This window comes from Serratia sp. OLAL2 (assembly GCF_002752475.1).
Classification (GTDB): domain Bacteria; phylum Pseudomonadota; class Gammaproteobacteria; order Enterobacterales; family Enterobacteriaceae; genus Serratia; species Serratia bockelmannii.
Map to the genome: position 1 here is coordinate 844,838 of NZ_MSTL01000019.1, position 19,591 is coordinate 864,428.

The 19,591-nt window shown below is 60.4% G+C and carries 18 protein-coding genes; 6 read left to right on the top strand and 12 right to left on the bottom strand.

All coding sequences use genetic code 11. The annotated features are described in order from the left end of the window. Nucleotides 1-10: 10 nt before the first annotated feature. The 3 genes from BVU99_RS21420 to BVU99_RS21430 form a co-directional block, all read right to left on the bottom strand. Nucleotides 11-1,342 carry a cytochrome c gene (locus BVU99_RS21420; RefSeq protein WP_233494384.1) on the bottom strand — a complete coding sequence of 444 codons (1,332 nt, stop codon included), beginning with the start codon at nucleotides 1,340-1,342 and terminating at the stop codon, nucleotides 11-13. Next, the gene (locus BVU99_RS21425) at nucleotides 1,339-1,863 is read right to left on the bottom strand and encodes a MarR family transcriptional regulator (RefSeq protein WP_049208938.1); all 525 of its coding nucleotides are present in this window, start codon (nucleotides 1,861-1,863) and stop codon (nucleotides 1,339-1,341) included. The genes BVU99_RS21420 and BVU99_RS21425 overlap by 4 nt, the downstream gene beginning before the upstream one ends. Before the next feature lie 168 nt (nucleotides 1,864-2,031). Further along, nucleotides 2,032-2,787 (bottom strand): CDP-diacylglycerol diphosphatase, encoded by a 756-nt coding sequence (locus BVU99_RS21430; protein WP_043136850.1) that lies wholly within the window; start codon nucleotides 2,785-2,787, stop codon nucleotides 2,032-2,034. 238 nt (nucleotides 2,788-3,025) lie between these two features. Between BVU99_RS21430 and BVU99_RS21435 the strand changes: the two genes are divergently transcribed. Beyond that, nucleotides 3,026-3,826 (top strand): alpha/beta fold hydrolase, encoded by an 801-nt coding sequence (locus BVU99_RS21435; RefSeq protein WP_099816733.1) that lies wholly within the window; start codon nucleotides 3,026-3,028, stop codon nucleotides 3,824-3,826. Between the two features lie 28 nt (nucleotides 3,827-3,854). Here the strand turns inward: BVU99_RS21435 and BVU99_RS21440 are convergent, their stop codons facing one another. The 8 genes from BVU99_RS21440 to BVU99_RS21480 all read right to left on the bottom strand — a co-directional run bounded on the left by BVU99_RS21440 (nucleotide 3,855) and on the right by BVU99_RS21480 (nucleotide 13,272). After that, nucleotides 3,855-4,580: a substrate-binding domain-containing protein gene (locus BVU99_RS21440; RefSeq protein WP_080433003.1), complete on the bottom strand. Its 726-nt coding sequence runs from the start codon at nucleotides 4,578-4,580 to the stop codon at nucleotides 3,855-3,857. Beyond that, on the bottom strand, nucleotides 4,573-5,352 hold the full coding sequence (locus tag BVU99_RS21445; RefSeq protein ID WP_099816732.1) for an ABC transporter ATP-binding protein: 780 nt from the start codon (nucleotides 5,350-5,352) through the stop codon (nucleotides 4,573-4,575). Before BVU99_RS21445 ends, BVU99_RS21440 begins: the two co-directional genes overlap by 8 nt. Next, on the bottom strand, nucleotides 5,345-6,346 hold the full coding sequence (locus BVU99_RS21450; protein ID WP_099816731.1) for an iron ABC transporter permease: 1,002 nt from the start codon (nucleotides 6,344-6,346) through the stop codon (nucleotides 5,345-5,347). Before BVU99_RS21450 ends, BVU99_RS21445 begins: the two co-directional genes overlap by 8 nt. Next, complete coding sequence (locus BVU99_RS21455) at nucleotides 6,343-7,392, bottom strand: ABC transporter substrate-binding protein (RefSeq protein ID WP_099816730.1); 1,050 nt, start codon at nucleotides 7,390-7,392, stop codon at nucleotides 6,343-6,345. Before BVU99_RS21455 ends, BVU99_RS21450 begins: the two co-directional genes overlap by 4 nt. A gap of 186 nt (nucleotides 7,393-7,578) precedes the next feature. After that, entirely contained in the window at nucleotides 7,579-7,971 is a 393-nt protein-coding gene (locus tag BVU99_RS21460; protein ID WP_025301979.1) for a hypothetical protein, read from the bottom strand. 971 nt (nucleotides 7,972-8,942) lie between these two features. After that, complete coding sequence (locus tag BVU99_RS21470) at nucleotides 8,943-9,866, bottom strand: PEP phosphonomutase (protein WP_043136840.1); 924 nt, start codon at nucleotides 9,864-9,866, stop codon at nucleotides 8,943-8,945. A 75-nt stretch (nucleotides 9,867-9,941) separates the two neighbouring features. Beyond that, the gene (bglX, locus tag BVU99_RS21475; RefSeq protein WP_099816729.1) at nucleotides 9,942-12,239 is read right to left on the bottom strand and encodes a beta-glucosidase BglX; all 2,298 of its coding nucleotides are present in this window, start codon (nucleotides 12,237-12,239) and stop codon (nucleotides 9,942-9,944) included. A gap of 112 nt (nucleotides 12,240-12,351) precedes the next feature. Next, nucleotides 12,352-13,272: a LysR substrate-binding domain-containing protein gene (locus BVU99_RS21480; RefSeq protein WP_099817762.1), complete on the bottom strand. Its 921-nt coding sequence runs from the start codon at nucleotides 13,270-13,272 to the stop codon at nucleotides 12,352-12,354. A 118-nt stretch (nucleotides 13,273-13,390) separates the two neighbouring features. Here BVU99_RS21480 and BVU99_RS21485 point away from each other — a divergent pair, with 118 nt between their 5' ends. Both BVU99_RS21485 and BVU99_RS21490 read left to right on the top strand, forming a co-directional pair. Next, nucleotides 13,391-14,545 (top strand): methionine aminotransferase, encoded by a 1,155-nt coding sequence (locus tag BVU99_RS21485; RefSeq protein ID WP_099816728.1) that lies wholly within the window; start codon nucleotides 13,391-13,393, stop codon nucleotides 14,543-14,545. 34 nt (nucleotides 14,546-14,579) lie between these two features. Further along, a complete protein-coding gene (locus BVU99_RS21490; RefSeq protein WP_099816727.1) occupies nucleotides 14,580-15,359 on the top strand; it encodes a transporter substrate-binding domain-containing protein in 780 nt (259 codons plus the stop codon). Between the two features lie 34 nt (nucleotides 15,360-15,393). Here the strand turns inward: BVU99_RS21490 and ddlA are convergent, their stop codons facing one another. Further along, nucleotides 15,394-16,497 (bottom strand): D-alanine--D-alanine ligase, encoded by a 1,104-nt coding sequence (ddlA, locus tag BVU99_RS21495; RefSeq protein ID WP_015377061.1) that lies wholly within the window; start codon nucleotides 16,495-16,497, stop codon nucleotides 15,394-15,396. Nucleotides 16,498-16,666: 169 nt separating this feature from the next. On the opposite strand from ddlA, the gene BVU99_RS21500 reads away from it, so the two are divergent. From BVU99_RS21500 to dld, 3 genes are all read left to right on the top strand, one after another. Continuing rightward, nucleotides 16,667-16,870, top strand: a complete 204-nt coding sequence (locus BVU99_RS21500) for a ParD-like family protein (RefSeq protein ID WP_006324220.1) — start codon at nucleotides 16,667-16,669, stop codon at nucleotides 16,868-16,870. Continuing rightward, nucleotides 16,867-17,661, top strand: coding sequence for a type I methionyl aminopeptidase (gene map, locus BVU99_RS21505; RefSeq protein WP_043136821.1), 795 nt, complete (start codon nucleotides 16,867-16,869; stop codon nucleotides 17,659-17,661). Before BVU99_RS21500 ends, map begins: the two co-directional genes overlap by 4 nt. A 125-nt stretch (nucleotides 17,662-17,786) precedes the next feature. Then, nucleotides 17,787-19,493: a D-lactate dehydrogenase gene (dld, locus tag BVU99_RS21510; RefSeq protein ID WP_099816726.1), complete on the top strand. Its 1,707-nt coding sequence runs from the start codon at nucleotides 17,787-17,789 to the stop codon at nucleotides 19,491-19,493. The last annotated feature ends 98 nt before the right edge of the window (nucleotides 19,494-19,591 follow it).

The following is a 19,591-nucleotide window of genomic DNA, read 5'->3' on the forward strand; positions in this document are numbered from 1 at the left end:
CTCTCTTGGATCAATGCTTCACCCGACGTTTCACCCACGCCCCAATGACGATCAATACCAGCAATACGCCGCCCCAGAACACATAAGGCAATGACGCAATCAACAACGGTTTTTCACCGCCCGCCCGCTGCAGAGCCACTTGCTCCGGCGTTATCCTGACCGCCGGATTGCCGAATTGCTGCAATACGTAATTGCCCAACTCGGCCAGTTGCCGGTCATCCAGGCTATCGGCGAACCCCGGCATCCAGGTCTGCAGCGTCTCCCCCTGGCGCTGCACGCCATGCAGCATCACCATGATCAGGTTATTGGCCTGCTCGCTGCCTACGGTGGAGTTGTGCGTCAAAGAAGGGAAATGGCCGTCGTAAGCCCCCTCGCCGCCCAGGCGATGGCAGCTGGCGCAGGCAGCGGCATACAGCGCCTGCCCAGCAGGGTCGCCTTGGCCGCCTCCCTGATAGTGATAGGCCGCTTTCGTTCCTTGTACGGTGACGATCGGCGGCGTTTGTTTAAGCCAATCGGCGATAGCGTCGAGATCATCGTCACTCAGGAAACGCAGGCTATGCTCCACCGCCTCCGCCATGCCGCCGGCCGCCTGGGCTTTGTCATTGCGCCCGGTACGCAGATACTGCACCAATTCTTCCCGGCTCCAGCCGCCGATGCCGCTCACGGGATCCGAGGTGATATTCGGCGCGATCCAACCGCCTGCCTCCCCGCCCGCCAGGTAGCGATCGTCGCGTTCAGCCATCATCCCATTACGTGGGCTGTGACACGCCGAGCAATGCCCCAACACATCCACCAGATAGCGACCACGCGCCTTCTTCTCGTCTGCATCGACGGGCGTTTTTTTCAGAAACAGCCAGTTCCAGCCGTGGATCGCATAACGCCAGGAAAAAGGGAACCTCAGTTGGGTCTCAGGCACCGCACGATCGACCGGTGCGACCCCGGCCATAAAATAGCGATACAACGCGTGCAGATCGTCATCGCTCAACCCCTGATAAGCGGTATAGGGCATGGCGGGATACAAGGGTTGACCGTCCCGCCGAATGCCCTGCGTTAAGGCGCGGCGAAACTCCGGTTCACTGTAGTCGCCAATGCCGGTTCCTTTGGCGGGCGTGATATTACTGGCGATGATGTCGCCCATCGGCGAAGCGATGGCATAACCGCCGACATAGGGGGCGTCCTGTTGGGCGCTGCCGCGGTGACAAGCCGCGCAATCTGCGGCGGTAGCCAGGTATTTTCCCCGTGCGATGACCTGTTGGTCATTCTGGCTGGCGAAGACCGAGCAGGAGAAGATCCCCAACGCGATAACGCACCGCTGTTGTGCTCTCCGCCAGCGGCCGTTCACGCTTCACCTTCCGGCTTCATCGCCCCCGCTCGCTCCTCCGCCAACAGCGCAAACTCGTCCGGCAACAGATTGTCCTGTTCGAGCATCGCTATCGCGTTATGTTTGATGCCAAACAATACGCGGTAAAAAGCCTCCAGATCGTCGGCCGAAATACCGCTAAGCAGCTTTTGCCGCGCCTGTTGGCTGGAATGATCCAACTGCGCCAGCATCTCCTGCCCGGCCTCGGTCATTCTCACGCCTTTGGCGCGCTTATCTTCGGACAGAGCATCGCGAGCGATAAGCCGATTTTTTTCCAGAAACAGCAGCGCGCGCGACATCGTCGAGACTTCGGCGTTCAAATGCTGCGAAACGTCTTTCAACGTGCAGCCCTCCCCCAAGTCGGCAATCGCACTCAGCGCCAGCCAATGCGGGCGCGTCAGATTGGTCATTTTCACCGACTGGTCCATCGCCGTGCGCCACAGGCGATTGGTCACATCCAGATGGATGCCCAGCGCAGCAGGGAGTTTACGTGGTTGTGGCATATCGGATTGCTCTCGATTATTTATTTGCTTGTGCAAACAAATAGTAGATCGAACATGAGAACAGGATCAAGCAGATGAGGGAAAATAAAGTAAAAACGAGTTAATACACTTGGTTAGTTCGTATCGCACGGCATACGCTCCCCCACGACGGGGAGCGATAAGAAAAATTCAGTTCCCCGCCACCTTGCACCGGTAGTCCTGAATTTCACCGGCCGAGCCCAGGTTGAGATCGGTCAACTTCAAACGGTTTGCCAACAGCAGCATCTCGCCCTGCGGGCTGACCGCCAGCGCCAGGCCGTAATTGCCTATGCTGTCGCCCTGCTCGACCACGTAGTTTTGCAACAAGCGGAAAGGATCTTCCTGGGTTAAATCGGTGCCCGCCAATTTTCTGGCCAGATAGTGATGGCCGACTAATTTCACCGCCAGCGGCCGCCACTGTTGATCTAATTGCTCCGCCTGTTCCCCCAGCGCGTTATAGACATCCTGGCGCAAGCAGGCAACGTGAATATGCAGCTGATTTTGAGAGCGGCCATATTTCGAATTGACCGCCAGAGAAACCCATGCATCTTTTAACGGTTTACCCAGCTCGCCGGATATATGTTCCCTATTATTCCAGGCCTGGGAGAAATAAGGCGGCGTCCGATCCGCTTGCAATATCGGGCTCTCGATGCCGCTGACCTTTTCGGTCGGCATCACCAGATCGTGATAGGGGCCTTTGCTGTCCTTAAACAGCACATAACCCTCGGTTAAATCAACCTTTAAGCAGGGCGCCGGATCGTGGTTTTGCTGCTGATTGGGCACGCACTGTTGGCTGACGATTTGCCACAGCGCATTCGGATTGCCGCGCCCAAAGAACCACCACAGCACCGCCGCCAGCAGCAAAATGACAAGCAAAATAATTAATAGTCTGAAAAGTCTTTTCATCGCGACGCCCTGTTTATCTATTCCATACCGAAAGGAGCGCCAGCATAAACCAAGGCTCTGGCATCGACCAGAATATTATCCTTAATGTCACCTTTCATTGACGTCTTGTTAGCAATGGATAATTAAAAATAAGCCTCCACCTGAGTAATTTAAGGTAAATTAATACCGCAGGTTGAATATGAGTGTGATATAAGCAGCCGGGACTCTCTTTATATAAGGAACCGATAAGATGCCAACGATGGGCAAATCCCTCCATTACCTCGACGTAGGGTCGGGCTTTCCGTTGCTGCTGGGCCACAGCTATCTGTTCGATCTGAATATGTGGGCGCCGCAGTTTGAAGCGCTGGCTAAACGCTACCGCCTGATCGTGCCGGATCTCTGGGGCCACGGCGATTCACCGGCGCTGCCGCCCGGGCGAAACAGCCTGTCGGATATCGCCGCCGACCATTTGGCGCTGATGGATCGTTTGGATATCGAAGAGTTCGGCATCGTCGGCCTGTCCGTCGGCGGCATGTGGGGCGCCGAACTGGCGGCGCTGGCGCCGGAGCGGGTGAAAGTGCTGGCGCTGCTGGACAGCTACCTGGGCGACGAAACCCCAGAAGCGCGGCAGCGCTATATGGGCATGTTGGCCGCCGTGGAGCAGGCCGGCGCCATCACGTCGCCCCTGCTGGAACATGTCGCGTCGCTGTTTTATTCCGATGATGTCCCCGATGCCTTATTGCAATCGCTGTTGTGTCAGCTCCAGAGCCTGCCTGCCGATCGCCTGCGCGAGAGCATCGTACCGCTGGGCCGGATGATCTTTGGCCGCCCCGACAAGCTGGCGCTGCTGGAACACATCACCGCCGCCAGCATCGTCATTACCGGCGCACAGGATAAGCCGCGCCCACCGGCAGAGGGCCAGCGCATGGCGGATCTTCTCGGCTGCCAACATGTGCTGATCCCCAACGCCGGGCATATCAGTAACAAGGAAAAACCGGCGGCGGTCAACGAAACGCTGCTGGCATTTCTGGCTGAAAACACCACGCCGCTGTTCTGGTAAGATTCTCCGGGCCGCCAGGCCCGGCGAGTCATTCCGTACGCCTCATAAATCCGTGTCGGCTCAGTATGCCCTGCCCTTGTTCGCTCAAGATAAATGCGGCCAACCGCTGCGCACCGTCATCCAACAGGCATAAACCATAATCCGCCTCGATATCCAACGGTGGTGCCAGCGGCCGCACCGCCAACGCCGGGTAGGCCGCCAACGCCGGCGCATAGCTGCCGTAGCCGAGAAAAATATCTGCCTGCCCGCCGGCTATCAGATATTCCGCCGCCAGTCGGCCTGCCGGCACCGGGGCAGAATCTATCCCGCCGACTAACGGTAACGCCCGGCGGCGTAGCGCTTCCCCCTGCCCTGGCCAGTATTGCTCGCAGCGTTCAAAAAGCTGCAGCGCATAATCGCCGGAAGGATCCGCTCCCGGTGTCGAAGTGGCCAGCCGCCAGCGCGGATCGCACAATACCTCAGGAAGCGGACGCTCGGTTAATGCCGGCACGTTGCGAACCGTCACGCAGAGCCGATTGCGCGCAAAAACTTGCACCGCCCCCGCCATCCCGAGATCCGCCAACCTTTGCGGGTGCGCCACGTTGGCCGAGGCGAACAGCTGTGGCCGCTCGCCGTTCTCTATCCGTTGGCGCAACAACCCCGCCGGGCCGAATTCCGCCGAAACCTTTTGCCCGGTGTCGCGCTGAAATGCCGACAGCAGCGGCGTAAACGCCAGCCGCAGGCTGCCGGCGGCAAACAGCAGGATATCACTCATCATGTCGCTCCAATTGGCTGCGATACAGCGGCACCAGCGTCGCGTAGCGGCGGCCCGCCACCGTCAGCGGCACCCGTTCGATCGCCAGGCCGAACAAGGGTGACAGGGAATGTGCCGTTAACACCTCGCGGCAGGCACCGAGCTGGCTGCGCCCTTCCTTGCCCAGCAGCAAAGCCCGATCCGCCACCGCATGTGCATGGTTGGGCTGATGCGTGGAGAACACCACCGCCAACTGCTGTTCCCGCGCCAGGCGCGCCATCAGGCTCAACACCCGATCCTGGTAATGCAGATCCAGCGCCGAAGTCGGTTCATCCAGAATCAACACCTCGCAGCGCATTGCCAATGCGCGGGCGATCATCACCAACTGGCGTTGGCCGCCGGACAGGCTGCCAAACTCGCGCTCTGCCAGGTGCTGCAAATCCAACGACTGCAACGCTTCTCTGGCCAGCCGATGATCCTTGGCTGACGGTGAACGGAACAGGCCGACATGGCGTGCCCGCCCCATCAACACGATATCCAGCACCCGGTAGGCAAACGGCGGCGAAAAGTGCTGCGGGACAAAGCCCATCTCGCCGCAGCGCTCAATCTCGCCGGATTGCGGCGTCAGGCTGCCTAACAGCAGTTGCAGCAGCGTGCTTTTACCGCGCCCATTCGGGCCCAATACCGCCAGCACTTCGCCGCGCCGCAGCTGAATCTCCAGGTGTTGGAACAGCGGGGGCCCGCCAGGCCAGGCAAAACTCACGCCCCTGGCGGCCAATAACGTGTCAGTCATGCCAGCCTCTCACTTGCGCGCGGCGCAGCAGCAGTGCGAACAATGGCGCGCCAATCAGCGCAGTCAAAATGCCCAGCGGGATTTCGCTGCTGCTCAACGTACGCGCCAAATCGTCGATCAACAGCATGTACAGGGCGCCCAGGCAAAGCGAAGCCGGCAACAGGCGCCGGTGATCCGGCCCCACCAGCCGTCTTGCGACGTGCGGGATCACCAAGCCGACCCACCCGATGCTGCCGCTGACCGCCACCTGGGCGGCCACGATGGCGGCGCACAGCGTCAATATCAGCCAGCGGGTGCGCTCAACGTTGACGCCGAGCGCACCGGCATCTTCATCGCCTAACGACAGCAGATTGATGCGCCAGCGCAGCGCCAGCAGCAAGCCGCCGGCCAACAGCAAAGGCAAAAACAGCATCAGCAGCTTTTGCCGATCGGCGGTGGCAAAGCTGCCGAGCAGCCAAAATACAATGCTCGGCAGCTTCTCTTCGGTATCCGCCAGATATTGCATCAGGCTGACGCAGGCGGAGAAAAAACCGCTGAGGATCACCCCCGCCAGTACCAACGAGAGAATATTGCGCCGTGCAATGGCGCTGGTGAGGGTGAAAATCAACAGCAGCGCCGCCATGCCGAAAACAAAAGCCGACAGCAGCAGCGCCGCCAACGGCAGGCTGAGCAGGATAGCCAGCGTACCGCCAAAGGCCGCGCCGGAAGACACGCCGATAATATGCGGATCGACTAGCGGGTTGCGAAAGACGCCTTGCAAAGCCGCGCCACACAGGGCCAGCGCCGCGCCGGCGCCCATCGCCAACAGCACCCGCGGCACGCGCACCCCCAGGATCACCTGGCGTTGGACAGCATCGATGCCTGCATAATGCTGCCCGGTGAACGGCTCCAGCAAAATCATCAGGCTGTGCGTAATCGGCACCTGAAAGCGGCCAACACCGAGCGAAAACAGCGCGCAGCACAGCGTCAGCAGCGCCAACCAACCCAGCTTCATTGCCCGCTCTGGCAACAGGTGGCGCGGTAATAGCGTTGATAGTAAGTATCGACCCGCTGCTGCAGATGGATATCGGCAAAACGCTGCGGGTAAAGTTTTTTCGCCATCCACAACTCACCCAACGCCATCGCCTCCGGCATCGGATATCCCCAGGCCTTGGCGTACTCCGGCATCAGGTAGACCCGCTTATTCTTCACCGCGTCAATCGGCTGCCACTGCGGTGACGTCAGGATCTGTTTCACCACGTCCGGGTAGCGTTCTTGCACGAAAATCACCGCCGGATCCCACTTCAGGACATCCTCGATAGAGACCTGTTTAAACCCCTGGATCTCTTTCGCCGCCACGTTGAGCGCACCCGCGTGCCGCATCATCAACCCGGTATATTTGCCGGCACCGTAGGTGGTGAGATCGGGGTTGGCCATATACACCCGCACCCGCCGATCGTCCGGCAGCGTGCCCAGCCGTTCGGCGACCAGGGCACGCTGCTGAGTGACGTCCTTAATCAGCGCTTCGGCCTGAGGCTGACGCTCCATCACCTCGCCAATCAGCCGAATACCGTCCTGCAGCCCCAGCGTATAGGCCCGATCTTCATCGCTCAGTTGAGGGTTCATTTTGCCCGCCTGATCGGCCGCCTCGCGGCGCAGCGAGATAGCCACCACCGGAATGCCCACCCGTTCGATCTGTGCAATCATTTCCGGCGGCGCATAGTTGGCCACAAACACCACCTGTGGATGCAGGCCGAGCAGGCTTTCAATATTCACCGAAGTCAGATCGCCCGGCATCGGCAGGGTTGCCAGCGTCGGTGCCAGCCGCAGGTAGTTTGGCCCCAGCTGCTTTTTCCAACTGCTAAGCACGCCGACCACCTGCGGCATCGCATCAAGCTGCACCAATAGGTTCAGCGTCTGGTGTTGCAACACCACGGCACGGGTAATGTGATCGGGCAGCGTGACCTGACGGTTGAGCTGATCGGTGACCTGGCGATCCGCCAGGGCGGCGGTAGAGAACAACGCGAGCGCCAGCATCAGGCGCGGGAGAAAGCTAAACATGGCAGTGACCGGTTGATTATCGTTATATATCTAATAATATAGCGATGAGCATGGCGAAACAATCAGCGAGATCAAACCCTATGCCATGTATACAGGAAGAAAAACGAGGAGATAACGATGGGAAAGAAACGGATCCGCCGGAACGCCGGCAGATCCTGAGCACCAGAACGAGCGCGTGAAAAGCGCTTATTGGCCGATAGACGTCAGGCCCTGGCGGATCCCTTCGTCAGCCTGCTGGCACCACGCCTGCAGCCCCTGCGGTGCTTCCTTCTCCAACGCGACCACTTTGCCGTCGTCGTTCAGCACATTGCCTTCACGCCCCATCGCTTCACGCTTGTCGCCGTCGCGGGTATCAACGCCGCCCGGAATAGCCGCCACGTAGGCCACCATTTTCTTGGCATTGTCGATGCTCTCCGCTTTCAGGAAACCTTTATCGACGCAGTAGGACATCAGCCCGGCGGTATTACGCGTGATGTCATAGACGTTCTTCAACGCGGCAGGATCCATCCCTTCGGCATTGGCGGTGTTAAACAGGCCCAGAGTCGCGGCAATCATGCCGGTCAGAATGCTCTTTTTCATTGTTATCTCGTTTTAATAATGAAGTAGTTAATTTTTAATTATTCACAAAAAAATGTGAATACCGCTACGATATAACGGCGGCCTAGATTAACACAACACTAACGCGTTAATAACTGTGGTTAAGTTAGCGCCTAATAAAATAAAAACGCATGGTGGGGTTATTACCTCCTCCCGGCGTCAGTTTTTTACGTTCGACATTGACCGCGCTCAATTCAAATTTAAAATAGTCTCATCATGGAATTATTCGTAACGAAATCGTTGGCCCGCGGTCAATCACGTTCCGCACTTTGCCAACCCGCCCCGGCGTGGCATAGCCTGTTAAGACGCGCCATGCCATAGTGGAAGGGGATTCGCTTGAACCCTTCCGTCCGGCCGCCGCAATGCGACGATAAAACCCTTCTCGATATCACGATGAATTTATATCTTTATCCGGCGGTGCTTATTGCGTACCGCTTGGGCATCTTTGAGTTTATTGCTCAGCCCCCCGCAGCCTGGCCAATATATGCACTCAGGCCAATCTGGAAAGACGCCCAGCGGAAACGTTGGCCATGGCGCTATTGGCATTGAAATTGATCGCCAGAGACGGCGATACATTCTCTCTCTAGCCGGAAGCGGAAACCTTTTTGTTAAAAAACAACCCGCATTACTTCGGTTATTTTTGGGATTTGATGATTGAAAACAGCGAGATTTTCTCGCTGAAAAACCTGGAAAACGCCATCAGAAAAAATACCTCGCCGATCTACGACGAGCAGGAGCTGTTCGAAGCGCATACGCTCGACGCCGACAGAATGCGGCGTTTTACCCACGCCATACCCAGCCTGAGCGTGGGATCGGCCAGCGTTTGGCCGCGCTGCCCCCCCTCGCTCGGCGCTGGATATCGCCGACCAACTGCTCGACGTCGGCGTCGGGCCTGCTCAATTACTGCCGTCGCTCGGCTACTACAGCATCGTGACGGCGCAAAAAACCCAGGCTTAGCGGTTCACCGAACGCGCCATGCGGCTGTAGGTGTGGCGCACGCCGCGAATCGCCACGCTGTAGGCGAAGATGTTTTCCGGCAGCGCCAGCCCCAGATAGCCGGTATCGCCGATATGGTGCAGGTCCGCGCCGGCCATTTTGCTCATCAGCGCAATCTGCCGCACGGTCTGCACGTCGGCCCCCTCTTGCGAGGTGCCGATCGCCGTCATCGCCAGCGCTCCCTGCCGCTGGGCATAGGCGATCAGCGCCGCCACTTTTTCCTGCGACATGCCGGGAATGGTGCCCGGCGCCGGCAACAGCACGATGTCGGCACCGTTTTCCACAAACAGCGCGATGTCCTGCTCGCCGATCAGCTGGCTGCCGCTTTCGCGCACAATGCCGGCGCCGTGCATCTTGCCGGTCACCAGCACCATCTCGTCGCCCACTTCATCACGAATCGCTTTCAGCGCGGCGGCGATCGCCTGATTGCTGACGCCGTTGTTCGGGTTGCCGGTCAGCACCAGCATGCGCGCACCGAGCTGATACAGCTTGCGGGCATTCTCGGCGGTGGCGGCGCGGCCCGCCGTCATCTGCCAGAAGTCGTTATGTTCGGTGGCGAAAGCCGGATCGACGGCCTCCAGGTTCACCCCGATCACCCGCCCGGTCAGGCGCTGCAGCGTGCGCAGCGCCTCCTGCGGCGACACGTCGGCGGGCAGGCCCGCGATATGCGGACGATCGACGTCGAACAGGTTCAACAGCAGCAGGTCGGCGCCCTGGCTGGCCGCCAGTTCGGCGTTGGTGACGTTATTGAGCAGCGGCTGAGTGACCGCGATGGTTTCGCTGACCAAGATGCGCCCTTCGCTGGCGCGGATGGCATAGAGCAGATCGGCTTTGCCGATATCGGCCAGATCGCTGGCGCTGCAGTCCAGATAGCGTTTCATGAGGCAAGCTCCGGTGACGTTAGCGGAAAGGGATGGATGCCCCCTCTCCCACCGCAGTGAAAGAGGGGGAAAAGGTTACTTCAGCGTAAAGCTTTGCGCCTGCACGTTGTCGGAATCCAGGCCGACGAACACGTTGAATTTGCCCGGCTCCGCCCCCCATTTCAGGCTGGCGTTGTAGAACTTCAGATCGTCTTCGCTAATCGGCAGCTCAACCTGCTGCGACTGACCGGCCTTCAGCGTCACTTTCTTGAAGTTGCGCAGCTCTTTCACCGGGCGGCTGACCGAGGCGGTCACGTCCTGCAGATACAGCTGCACCACCGTGGCGCCGTCGTACTTGCCGGTATTCTTCAGCGTGACGCTGGCGGTTAACTTGCCGTTACGCGCCATCGTCGGGCTGGACAATTTCAGGTCCGACAGGCTGAAGGTGGTGTAGCTCAGGCCGTAGCCGAACGGATACAGCGGGCCGTTCGGCGAATCGAAGTAGCGCGAGGTGTACTTGCCCGGATTCTCCTTGCCGAACGGCCGGCCGGTGTTCAGGTGGTTGTAGTACATTGGGATCTGGCCGACCGAGCGCGGGAAGGTCATCGGCAGCTTGCCCGACGGGTTGTAATCGCCGAACAGCACGTCCGCCACCGCGTTGCCGCCCTCGGTGCCGCTGTACCAGGTTTCCAGCATCGCGTCCGCCTGCTCGCTCTCCCAGCTCAGCGCCAGCGGCCGGCCGTTCATCAGCACCAGCACCAACGGCTTGCCGGTGGCTTTCAGCGCGGCAATCAGATCGCGTTGGCTCTGCGGGATCGTGATGTCGGCGCGGCTGGAGGCCTCGTGCGCCATACCCTGCGATTCCCCCACCACCGCCACCACCACGTCGGCCTTGTTCGCCGCCTGTACCGCTTCGTCGATCATTTGCTGCGGCGAACGGGTATCGAACGCCACCGCCGGCTCATACTCGTTCAAATAGTCGATGATGCCTTTATCCTGCGTGACGTTGGCGCCCTTGGCGTACAGAATGCGCGCCTTGTCGCCCACCGCCCGCTCCAGCCCCTCACGCAGGGTGACCGACTGCTTGACCACCCCGGCGGCCGACCAACTGCCCATCACGTCACGCTGGCTGTCGGCCATCGGCCCGACCAGCGCGATGGTCGCCTGCTTGCTCAGCGGCAGCGTCTGCTTATCGTTCTTCAGCAGCACCATCGTCTTGCGCGCCACCACCCGCGCTTCGGCGCGGTGCAGGCGGCTTTCGGCGTTGGTGTCCTGCGGATCGGAACCCGCCGGGCCCAAATGCACGTAAGGATTGGTGAACAGCCCCATGTCGTATTTGGTGTTCAGCACGTCGCGGCAGGCGAGGTCGATATCGCTTTCAGACACCAGCCCGTCTTTCACCAGGCCCGGCAGGTATTTGTCGTAAAACTCGTCGCTCATGCTCATGTCGACGCCGGAGGTGATCGCCAGGCGCACCGCGTCGCGCGCATCGGCGGCCACGCCGTGTTTAATCAGCTCTTTGATCGCGCCGTGGTCGCTGATGGTGATGCCTTTAAAGCCCCACTGCTCGCGCAGCAGATCTTTCAGCAGCCACGGGTTGGCGGTGGCCGGCACGCCGTTGATCGCGTTGAGCGACACCATTACCCCGCCGCTGCCGGCGTCCACCGCCGCTTTATAAGGCGGCAGATAGTCCTGATGCATGCGCAGCGGGCTCATGTCGACGGTGTTGTAATCGCGGCCGCCTTCGACGGCGCCGTACAATGCAAAGTGCTTGACGCTGGCCATCACCGAACCGGGTTTGGCCGGATCGCCGTTCTGGAAACCGTCGACCATCACCTTGGCGATTTTCGAGACCAGCCAGGTGTCTTCGCCGAAGCCTTCGGAAACCCGGCCCCAGCGCGGATCGCGGGTGATATCGACCATCGGCGCGAAGGTCATGTTCAGGCCGTCGTCGCTGGCCTCTTGCGCCGCGACCCGGGCGCTGAGCGCGATGGCTTCCAGATCGAAGCTGGCCGCCAGCCCCAGGCTGATCGGGAACACGGTGCGCTGACCGTGCACCACGTCATAGGCGAAGAACAATGGGATTTTCAGGCGGCTGAGCTGCATCGCCTGATCTTGCATCACCCGGATATCCGGCCGGGTGACGGTATTGAAGATGGCGCCGATCTGCCCTTTGCGAATTCCCTCGCGGATCGCTTCTTTCGGGTTATCCGGCCCGACGCTGATCAGCCGCAGCTGGCCGATCTTCTCTTCCAGCGTCATCTGCTTCATCAAATTGGACACGAAGGCGTCGCGCTGCTGGGCGTGAATGCCCTGCGTTATCGGCGTTTCCTGCGCAAAAGCCGGACTGAGGGCCAGACCGGACAACATACTCACCACACAAAGCCATTTCATCTTGTTTTATCTCAGGCGTGTTTCCGCCGCTAAAGCCGCGGGGTTTAATCGGAGTGAAGAAACAGTTTGCCACACTCTGTTTCATCGCCAAGGGAATTCGCATCGCTAATGTTTACAAAGCATTACAGGTCATCGGCAGGTAATTCTGTAGCCGGGCGCGGCTGTCGGCGGCCTCCGCCGCCAGAACATCGACCAGCGCGGTTAACGTCGGCGGCGCCACCGTGCGTTCAGGATAGACCAAATAATAGGCCGCGCCGCTGCTGACGCAGAGCGGGAACGGCGTCACGATACGCTGCGCCTGAATATCCTCCTCCAGCAGGCACAGATCGCCGATGGCGATGCCAAACCCCTGCAGCGCGGCGCTCATCGCCAGATCGAGGGTATCAAAATGCTGGGCCTTGCCGGACGGCAACGCATCGGCGCCCGCCGCCTTCAGCCAGCGCAGCCAGTCGCGCCGATCGCGCGTCGGGTGCAGCAGGGTTTTGTCCGTCAAGTCCGTCAGCCGAGGCGTCGGCGGCAGAAATGTCGGCGTGCAGACCGGCGTGAGGATTTCATCGAACAGCAGGTGCGCGGTCAGCTTTTTACCCGGCGGCCGGCCGAATACCACCGCGGCGTCAAACTGCTCGGTACTGAAATCCAGGCCGTGCGACACCGAAGCGGTCAGCTCGATATGCATGTCCGGCCGTTCATTTTGCAGGCGAATGATGCGCGGCAGCACCCAGCGCATGGCGCAGGTCGGGCATTTGATGCGCAGCGCCCCCGGCGGGGCGGCGGCCCGCGTCAGGGCTTCATCCAACTGCCCCAGCGCTTGCTGCACCGGCGCCAGAAGCTGCGTGCCCTGCGGCGTCAGCGCCAAACCGCGCGCCTGACGGCTGAACAGCGGATAGCCCAGACGCTGTTCCAGCCCGAGAATTTGCCGGCTGACCGCCCCCTGCGTCAGGTGCAGCTGCCGGGCGGCATGGGTAAAGTTGAGGCGTTGCGCCACCACCACAAAGGTTTTCAATACGTCGAGCGACGGCAGGGATATCGGCATAGCGTGCCTCGATTAGGTATGATCGTAGTGCATGGCAAGTATGACAAACTTTCCCTTGTCCGCCTACGCCGGCTGATGCTTAATCGCTCAACACTTCCCTGTTTGCCTGGAGCCCATCATGCAGAGCGCCTGCTCATCCCGCTCGAAGCTGCCGGACGTCGGCACCACCATCTTCACCGTCATTGGCCAACTCAGCGCCGAACACCAGGCCCTCAATCTGTCGCAGGGCGCGCCCAATTTCGCCGGAGACCCGCAGTTGATCGAGGCAACGGCACAAGCCATGCGCGCAGGTCATAACCAATACGCGCCGATGAGCGGCGTGGCGGCATTACGTGCTGCTCTGGCGGAAAAAGCTGAACGATTGTATGGCGCGCGCTATGACGCCGACGAAGAAATCACGGTGATCGCCAGCGCCAGCGAAGGGCTGTACTCGGCGATCAGCGCGCTGGTGCATCCCGGCGACGAGGTGATCTATTTCGAACCGGCGTTCGACAGCTATGCGCCGATCGTGCGCCTGCAGGGCGCCACGCCGGTGGCGATCAAACTGTCGCTGCAGGACTTTCGCGTCGACTGGGGCGAAGTGGCCGCCGCCATCAACGGCAAAACGCGCATGATCATCGTCAACACGCCGCACAACCCGACCGGCGCGGTGTTCGACGCGCAGGATATCGACCGCCTGACCGCCCTGACCCGCGACACCGATATCGTGATCTTGTCCGACGAGGTCTACGAGCACGTGGTGTTCGACGGCGATATTCACCATAGCATGGCGCGCTATCCGCAGCTGGCGGAACGCAGCGTGATCGTGTCGTCGTTCGGTAAAACCTACCACGTCACCGGCTGGCGCGTTGGCTATTGCCTGGCGCCGGCGGCGTTGATGGACGAGATTCGCAAGGTGCACCAGTTCATGGTGTTCTCCGCCGATACGCCGATGCAGCACGCCTTCGCCGCCGCGCTCGCCAATCCGCAGAGCTACCTGGGGCTGGCGGCGTTTTACCAACAAAAGCGCGATCTGCTGGCCAGCGCCCTGCAGGATTCGCGCTTTGAGCTGCTGCCCAGCCGCGGCAGCTTCTTCATGCTGGCCCGCTTTAGCGGCTTCAGCCACGAAAGCGACAATGATTTCGCCGTGCGCTTGATCCGCGAAGCGAAGGTAGCGACGATCCCGCTGTCGGCGTTCTACAGCGACGGCACCGATACCGGCCTTATTCGGCTGAGTTTTTCCAAAGATAACGAGACCCTGCTGGAAGGCGCGCGCCGTCTGAGCCAGGTGTAATTTTTTGTCCGACCATGGGAAAGGGGCACTGCCTATGAAAGCTTTGAAAACGCTGTTCGCCGCCGGATGCCTGCTGGCCGCCGGCTCTTCTCTGGCGGCGGAAAACAGCCTGCGTTTCGGCCTGGAAGCGCTGTATCCGCCGTTCGAATCCAAATCCGCCAGCGGCAAACTGGAAGGGTTCGACATCGAGCTGGGCGACGCGGTGTGCGCCGCCGCACAGTTGAAATGCAGCTGGGTGGAAACCTCGTTCGACAGCCTGATCCCGGCGCTGCAGGCGCGCAAGTTCGACGCCATCAACTCGGCGATGAACGTGACCGAACAGCGGCGCCAGGCGATCGCCTTTACCGACGCCATCTATCAGGTGCCGAACCGCCTGATCGCCAAGGCCGACAGCGGCCTGCTGCCGGACGCCAAAGCGCTGGCGGGCAAACACGTGGGCGTGCTGCAAGGCTCGATTCAGGAGATTTACGCCAAAACCCATTGGGCGCCGGCGGGCGTGGACGTGGTGTCTTATCAGGATCAGAATCAGGTTTACCTTGACCTGGCGGCCGGTCGGCTCGACGCCACGCTGGTGATGGCACCGTCGGGGCAAAGCGGCTTCCTGTCGCAGCCGGACGGCAAGGGCTTCGCCTTCGTCGGCGAGGCGGTGCGCGACGACAAGATCCTCGGTGAAGGCATTGCCTTCGGCCTGCGTAAAGGGGATGAGGCGCTGAAGAAGAAACTGGATGCCGCCATCGCCAAAGTGAAACAGCAAGACACAGTGGCGGCGCTGTCGAAGAAGTATTTCGGCGATATCGACGTGACGGTGAAGTGATGGACGGGGGCGGCACCGCCGCCCCCTGCCGCGTTTAGCGATCGAACACCGAACTGTTCAGCGCGCGATCCTGCTGGTGGCGCTCCAGCGCCAATTCGATCAGGCGCGTGATCAGCGCCTGGTAGCTGACGCCGCTGGCGGCCCACAGCTTGGGATACATGCTGATGTTGGTGAAGCCCGGCAGCGTGTTGATCTCGTTGATCACCACCTGGTTATCCGGCGTCAGGAACACATCCACCCGCGCCAGCCCGAAGCACTCCAGCGCGCGGAACGCCTTCAGCGCCACCTCACGGATGTGGTCGCTCACTTCCGGCGCGATCGCCGCCGGCACCACCACCTGAGCACCCTGCTCATTGATGTATTTGGTGTCGTAGGAGTAGAAAGCATCGCTCAGCACGATCTCGCCACACACGCTGGCCTGCGGATCGTCGTTCCCCAGCACCGCGCACTCGATCTCGCGGCCGACGATCGCCGACTCCACCAGCACTTTGTGATCGAAGCTGAAGGCCAGTGCCACCGCCGCGTCAAACTCGGCGCGGTTTTCCACCTTGCTGACCCCGACCGACGAGCCCTGGTTGGCCGGCTTGACGAACAGCGGCAGGCCGAGGCGCTCGCTCAGTTGCTCAAACGTGAACCCGGCGCGGTTGGCGCGGGTCAGGGTGACGAAAGGCGCCACCGCCAGCCCGGCGTCGCGCAGCAGGCGCTTGGTCACGTCTTTATCCATGCTGACCGCCGAGCCGAGCACGCCGGCGCCGACGAACGGCATATTGGCCATGCGCAGCAGCCCCTGCAGCGAGCCGTCTTCCCCCAGCGTGCCGTGTACGATCGGGAAAATGACGTCGAGCTGGCCCAGCGCACCGGCGCTGCCCGCTTCGATCAGCTGCTGTTTTTCCTGGCCCGGGATCAGCGCCACGTTCTTGTTCGAGCGGTTCAGCGCGATCAGCGCCGGGTTCTCGGCGTTGAGCAGGTAGTTGGAGGCGTCGTTGATGTGCCACTGCCCCTGTTTGTCGATCCCCAGCAGCGTGACGTCAAACTTCTCTTTGTCGATTGCATCCACAATGTTTTTGGCCGACTGCAGCGACACCTCATGCTCCGCCGATTTACCGCCAAAAATCACCCCAACACGTAGTTTAGTCACGCCTTAAATCCTTCTGAAAAAATCATGGCAAAAAAGTCGTTCATCACAATAAACGCATTGCCTGGCGGCGGCAATCGTTGTTGCCAGAATCTTCTTACGCCACGGAATGCCACATCGCGACCATCCTAAACGTATACACTTCATATATTGTTTACTTATGGAGACGCCGATGGGCATCGTAAAAATTTCGGACGCGCTGCATGACGATCTGCGCCTTGCCAGCCTGACCATGACGCGTTCGATCAACGCGCAGGCCGAGTACTGGATCAAGATTGGCATGCTGGCGGAGTTCCATCCGGAACTGACTTACCCGCAACTGGTAAAAAAAATGATGAAAGATAACGCGCTGACGCTGAAGGAGATTGTCGGGTGAAAGAGATTGTGATTAAAACGCCGGAAGAGATTGCCAAAATGCGCCATTCCGGCGCCCTGCTGGCCAAAGTGTTTGCTATGCTCGATGAGGTCATCGTCGAAGGCATCTCCACCATGGAGATCAACGACCGCGCCGAGGCGTTTATCGTCGAAGAACTGAAATCGCGCCCGGCCAGCAAGGGGCAGTATGATTTCCCCTATGTGCTCAACACCTCAATCGACGACGTGGTGTGCCACGGGGTGCCGTCGGCCAGCAAAATCCTGCGTTCCGGTATGATTGTCAACGTAGATATCACGCTGGAAAACGGCGGCTACATCGCCGACTCCAGCAAGATGTACTGCATCGGCCAGGTGACGCCGCTGGCCAAACGACTGGTGAACAACGTCTATGAATCGATGTGGCAGGGCATTCGCGCGGTGAAACCGGGCGCCACCCTGGGTGATATCGGCCACGCCATCCAGCGGCATGCCGAGCAGGCCGGCTACAGCATCGTGCGGGAGTATTGCGGCCACGGCATCGGCCGCGACATGCACGAAGAGCCGGCGGTATTGCACTACGGTCAACCCGGCAGCGGCCTGGTGCTGCAAGAGGGCATGGTGTTCACCATCGAGCCGATGATCAACCAGGGCGACCGCCGCATCAAGCAGAAGAAGGACGGCTGGACGGTGGTGACGCGCGACAAAAAACTGTCGGCGCAGTGGGAACATACCGTGGCGGTCACCGCCGACGGCGTGGAGATTCTGACGCTGCGCGACGAAGAGCGCCGCGCCGGCTACGCCGAGCGCTACTAAACCCGCAAGCCATTAGCCAAATAAGCTAATGGCTTAATAAGTTATTCACTTGATAACCTCTTAGCTTATGTGCGGCACTCCGGCGCCGCGGTTAAAGCGACGGAGATGACAGGGAGACAGGCAGCATGCAGTCAGGCAATCAGACGTTTATCAATCAGCTCAAAGACATCGTCGGCGGCCCGCAGCTGTTGACCGGCGATCGCAACACCGAGCGGTATCGCAAGGGGTTCCGCTCCGGCGAAGGCCAGGCGCTGGCGGTGGTGTTTCCCACTAGCCTGCTGCAGCTGTGGCGCATTTTGCAGGCCTGCGTGGCTGCTGACAAAATCGTCATTATGCAGGCCGCCAATACCGGCCTGACCGAAGGGTCAACCCCCAGCGGCAACGACTATGACCGCGACATCGTCATCGTCAGCACTCTGCGCCTCGATCATATTCAGGTGCTGGACAACGGCAAGCAGGTGGTCGGCTTCCCCGGCAGCACCCTGCACCACCTCGAGAAATTGCTCAAACCCTACGGCCGCGAACCGCATTCGGTGATCGGCTCCTCCTGCATCGGCGCCTCGGTGATCGGCGGCGTATGCAACAACTCCGGCGGCTCGCTGGTGAAACGCGGCCCGGCCTATACCGAAATGGCGCTGTACGCCCAGTTAGGGGAAGACGGCCAGCTGCGCCTGGTGAACCATCTGGGCATCCGGCTTGGCGACACGCCGGAAGAGATCCTCACCCGGTTAGAAAAAGGCGACTATCGCCCGACAGACGTCGAGTACGGCGAGTTGCGCGCCTCGGATAACGAATACGCCAGCCGGGTGCGCGACGTCGATGCCGACACCCCTTCCCGCTTCAACGCCGACAAACGCCGCCTGTACGAAGCTTCCGGCTGCGCCGGCAAGCTGGCGGTGTTCGCGGTGCGGCTCGACACCTTCGAGAAAGAAGGCAAAGAGCAGGTGTTCTATATCGGCACCAACCACACCGCGGTGCTGACCGAACTGCGCCGCCACATGCTGAGCAAATTCGAAAACCTGCCGGTGGCCGGTGAATACATGCACCGCGATATCTTCGACATCGCCGAGGTGTACGGCAAAGACACCTTCATGATGATCGACAAGCTCGGCACCGATCAGATGCCGCGCTTCTTCACCCTGAAAGGCCGCATGGATGCCAGCCTCAGCAAGCTGCCGCTGCTGCCGCACAACCTGACCGATCGGCTGATGCAGGGCCTGAGCCATCTGGCACCGAGCCACCTGCCGAAGCGCATGAAGGAATACCGCGAACGTTTCGAACACCACCTGCTGCTGAAGATGGCCGGCCCCGGCGTAGACGAAGCACAGCGCTATCTGACCGACTATTTCGCCCAGGCCGAAGGCGCCTTCTTCGCCTGCACGCCTGACGAAGGCAAAAAGGCCTTCCTGCACCGCTTCGCCGCCGCCGGTGCCGCCGTGCGCTACCACGCGGTGCACGCCGACAAGGTGGAGGATATTCTGGCGCTGGATATCGCCCTGCGCCGCAACGACACCGACTGGTTTGAAACGCTGCCGCCGGAAATCGACAGCCAACTGGTGCATAAGCTGTATTACGGCCACTTTATGTGCCACGTCTTCCATCAGGACTACGTGGTGAAAAAAGGCGTGGACAGCCATGCGCTGAAAGAAAAGATGCTCGAGATCCTCAACCGGCGCGGCGCCGAGTACCCGGCGGAGCATAACGTTGGCCACCTGTACCACGCCAAACCGGATCTGCAAACGTTCTACCGCACCGCCGATCCAACCAACAGCTTCAACCCTGGCATCGGCAAAACCAGCAAACGCAAAGGCTGGGCCGAAGACCCCCGCTAAACGCCGCACGATCGGCCCGCCGCCGCACCCGGCGCGGGCCTCCTCTGCCCTACCTGCCTCATCGCGATCTTTCTGCGCCTTTAAAGATGCATTTTTAT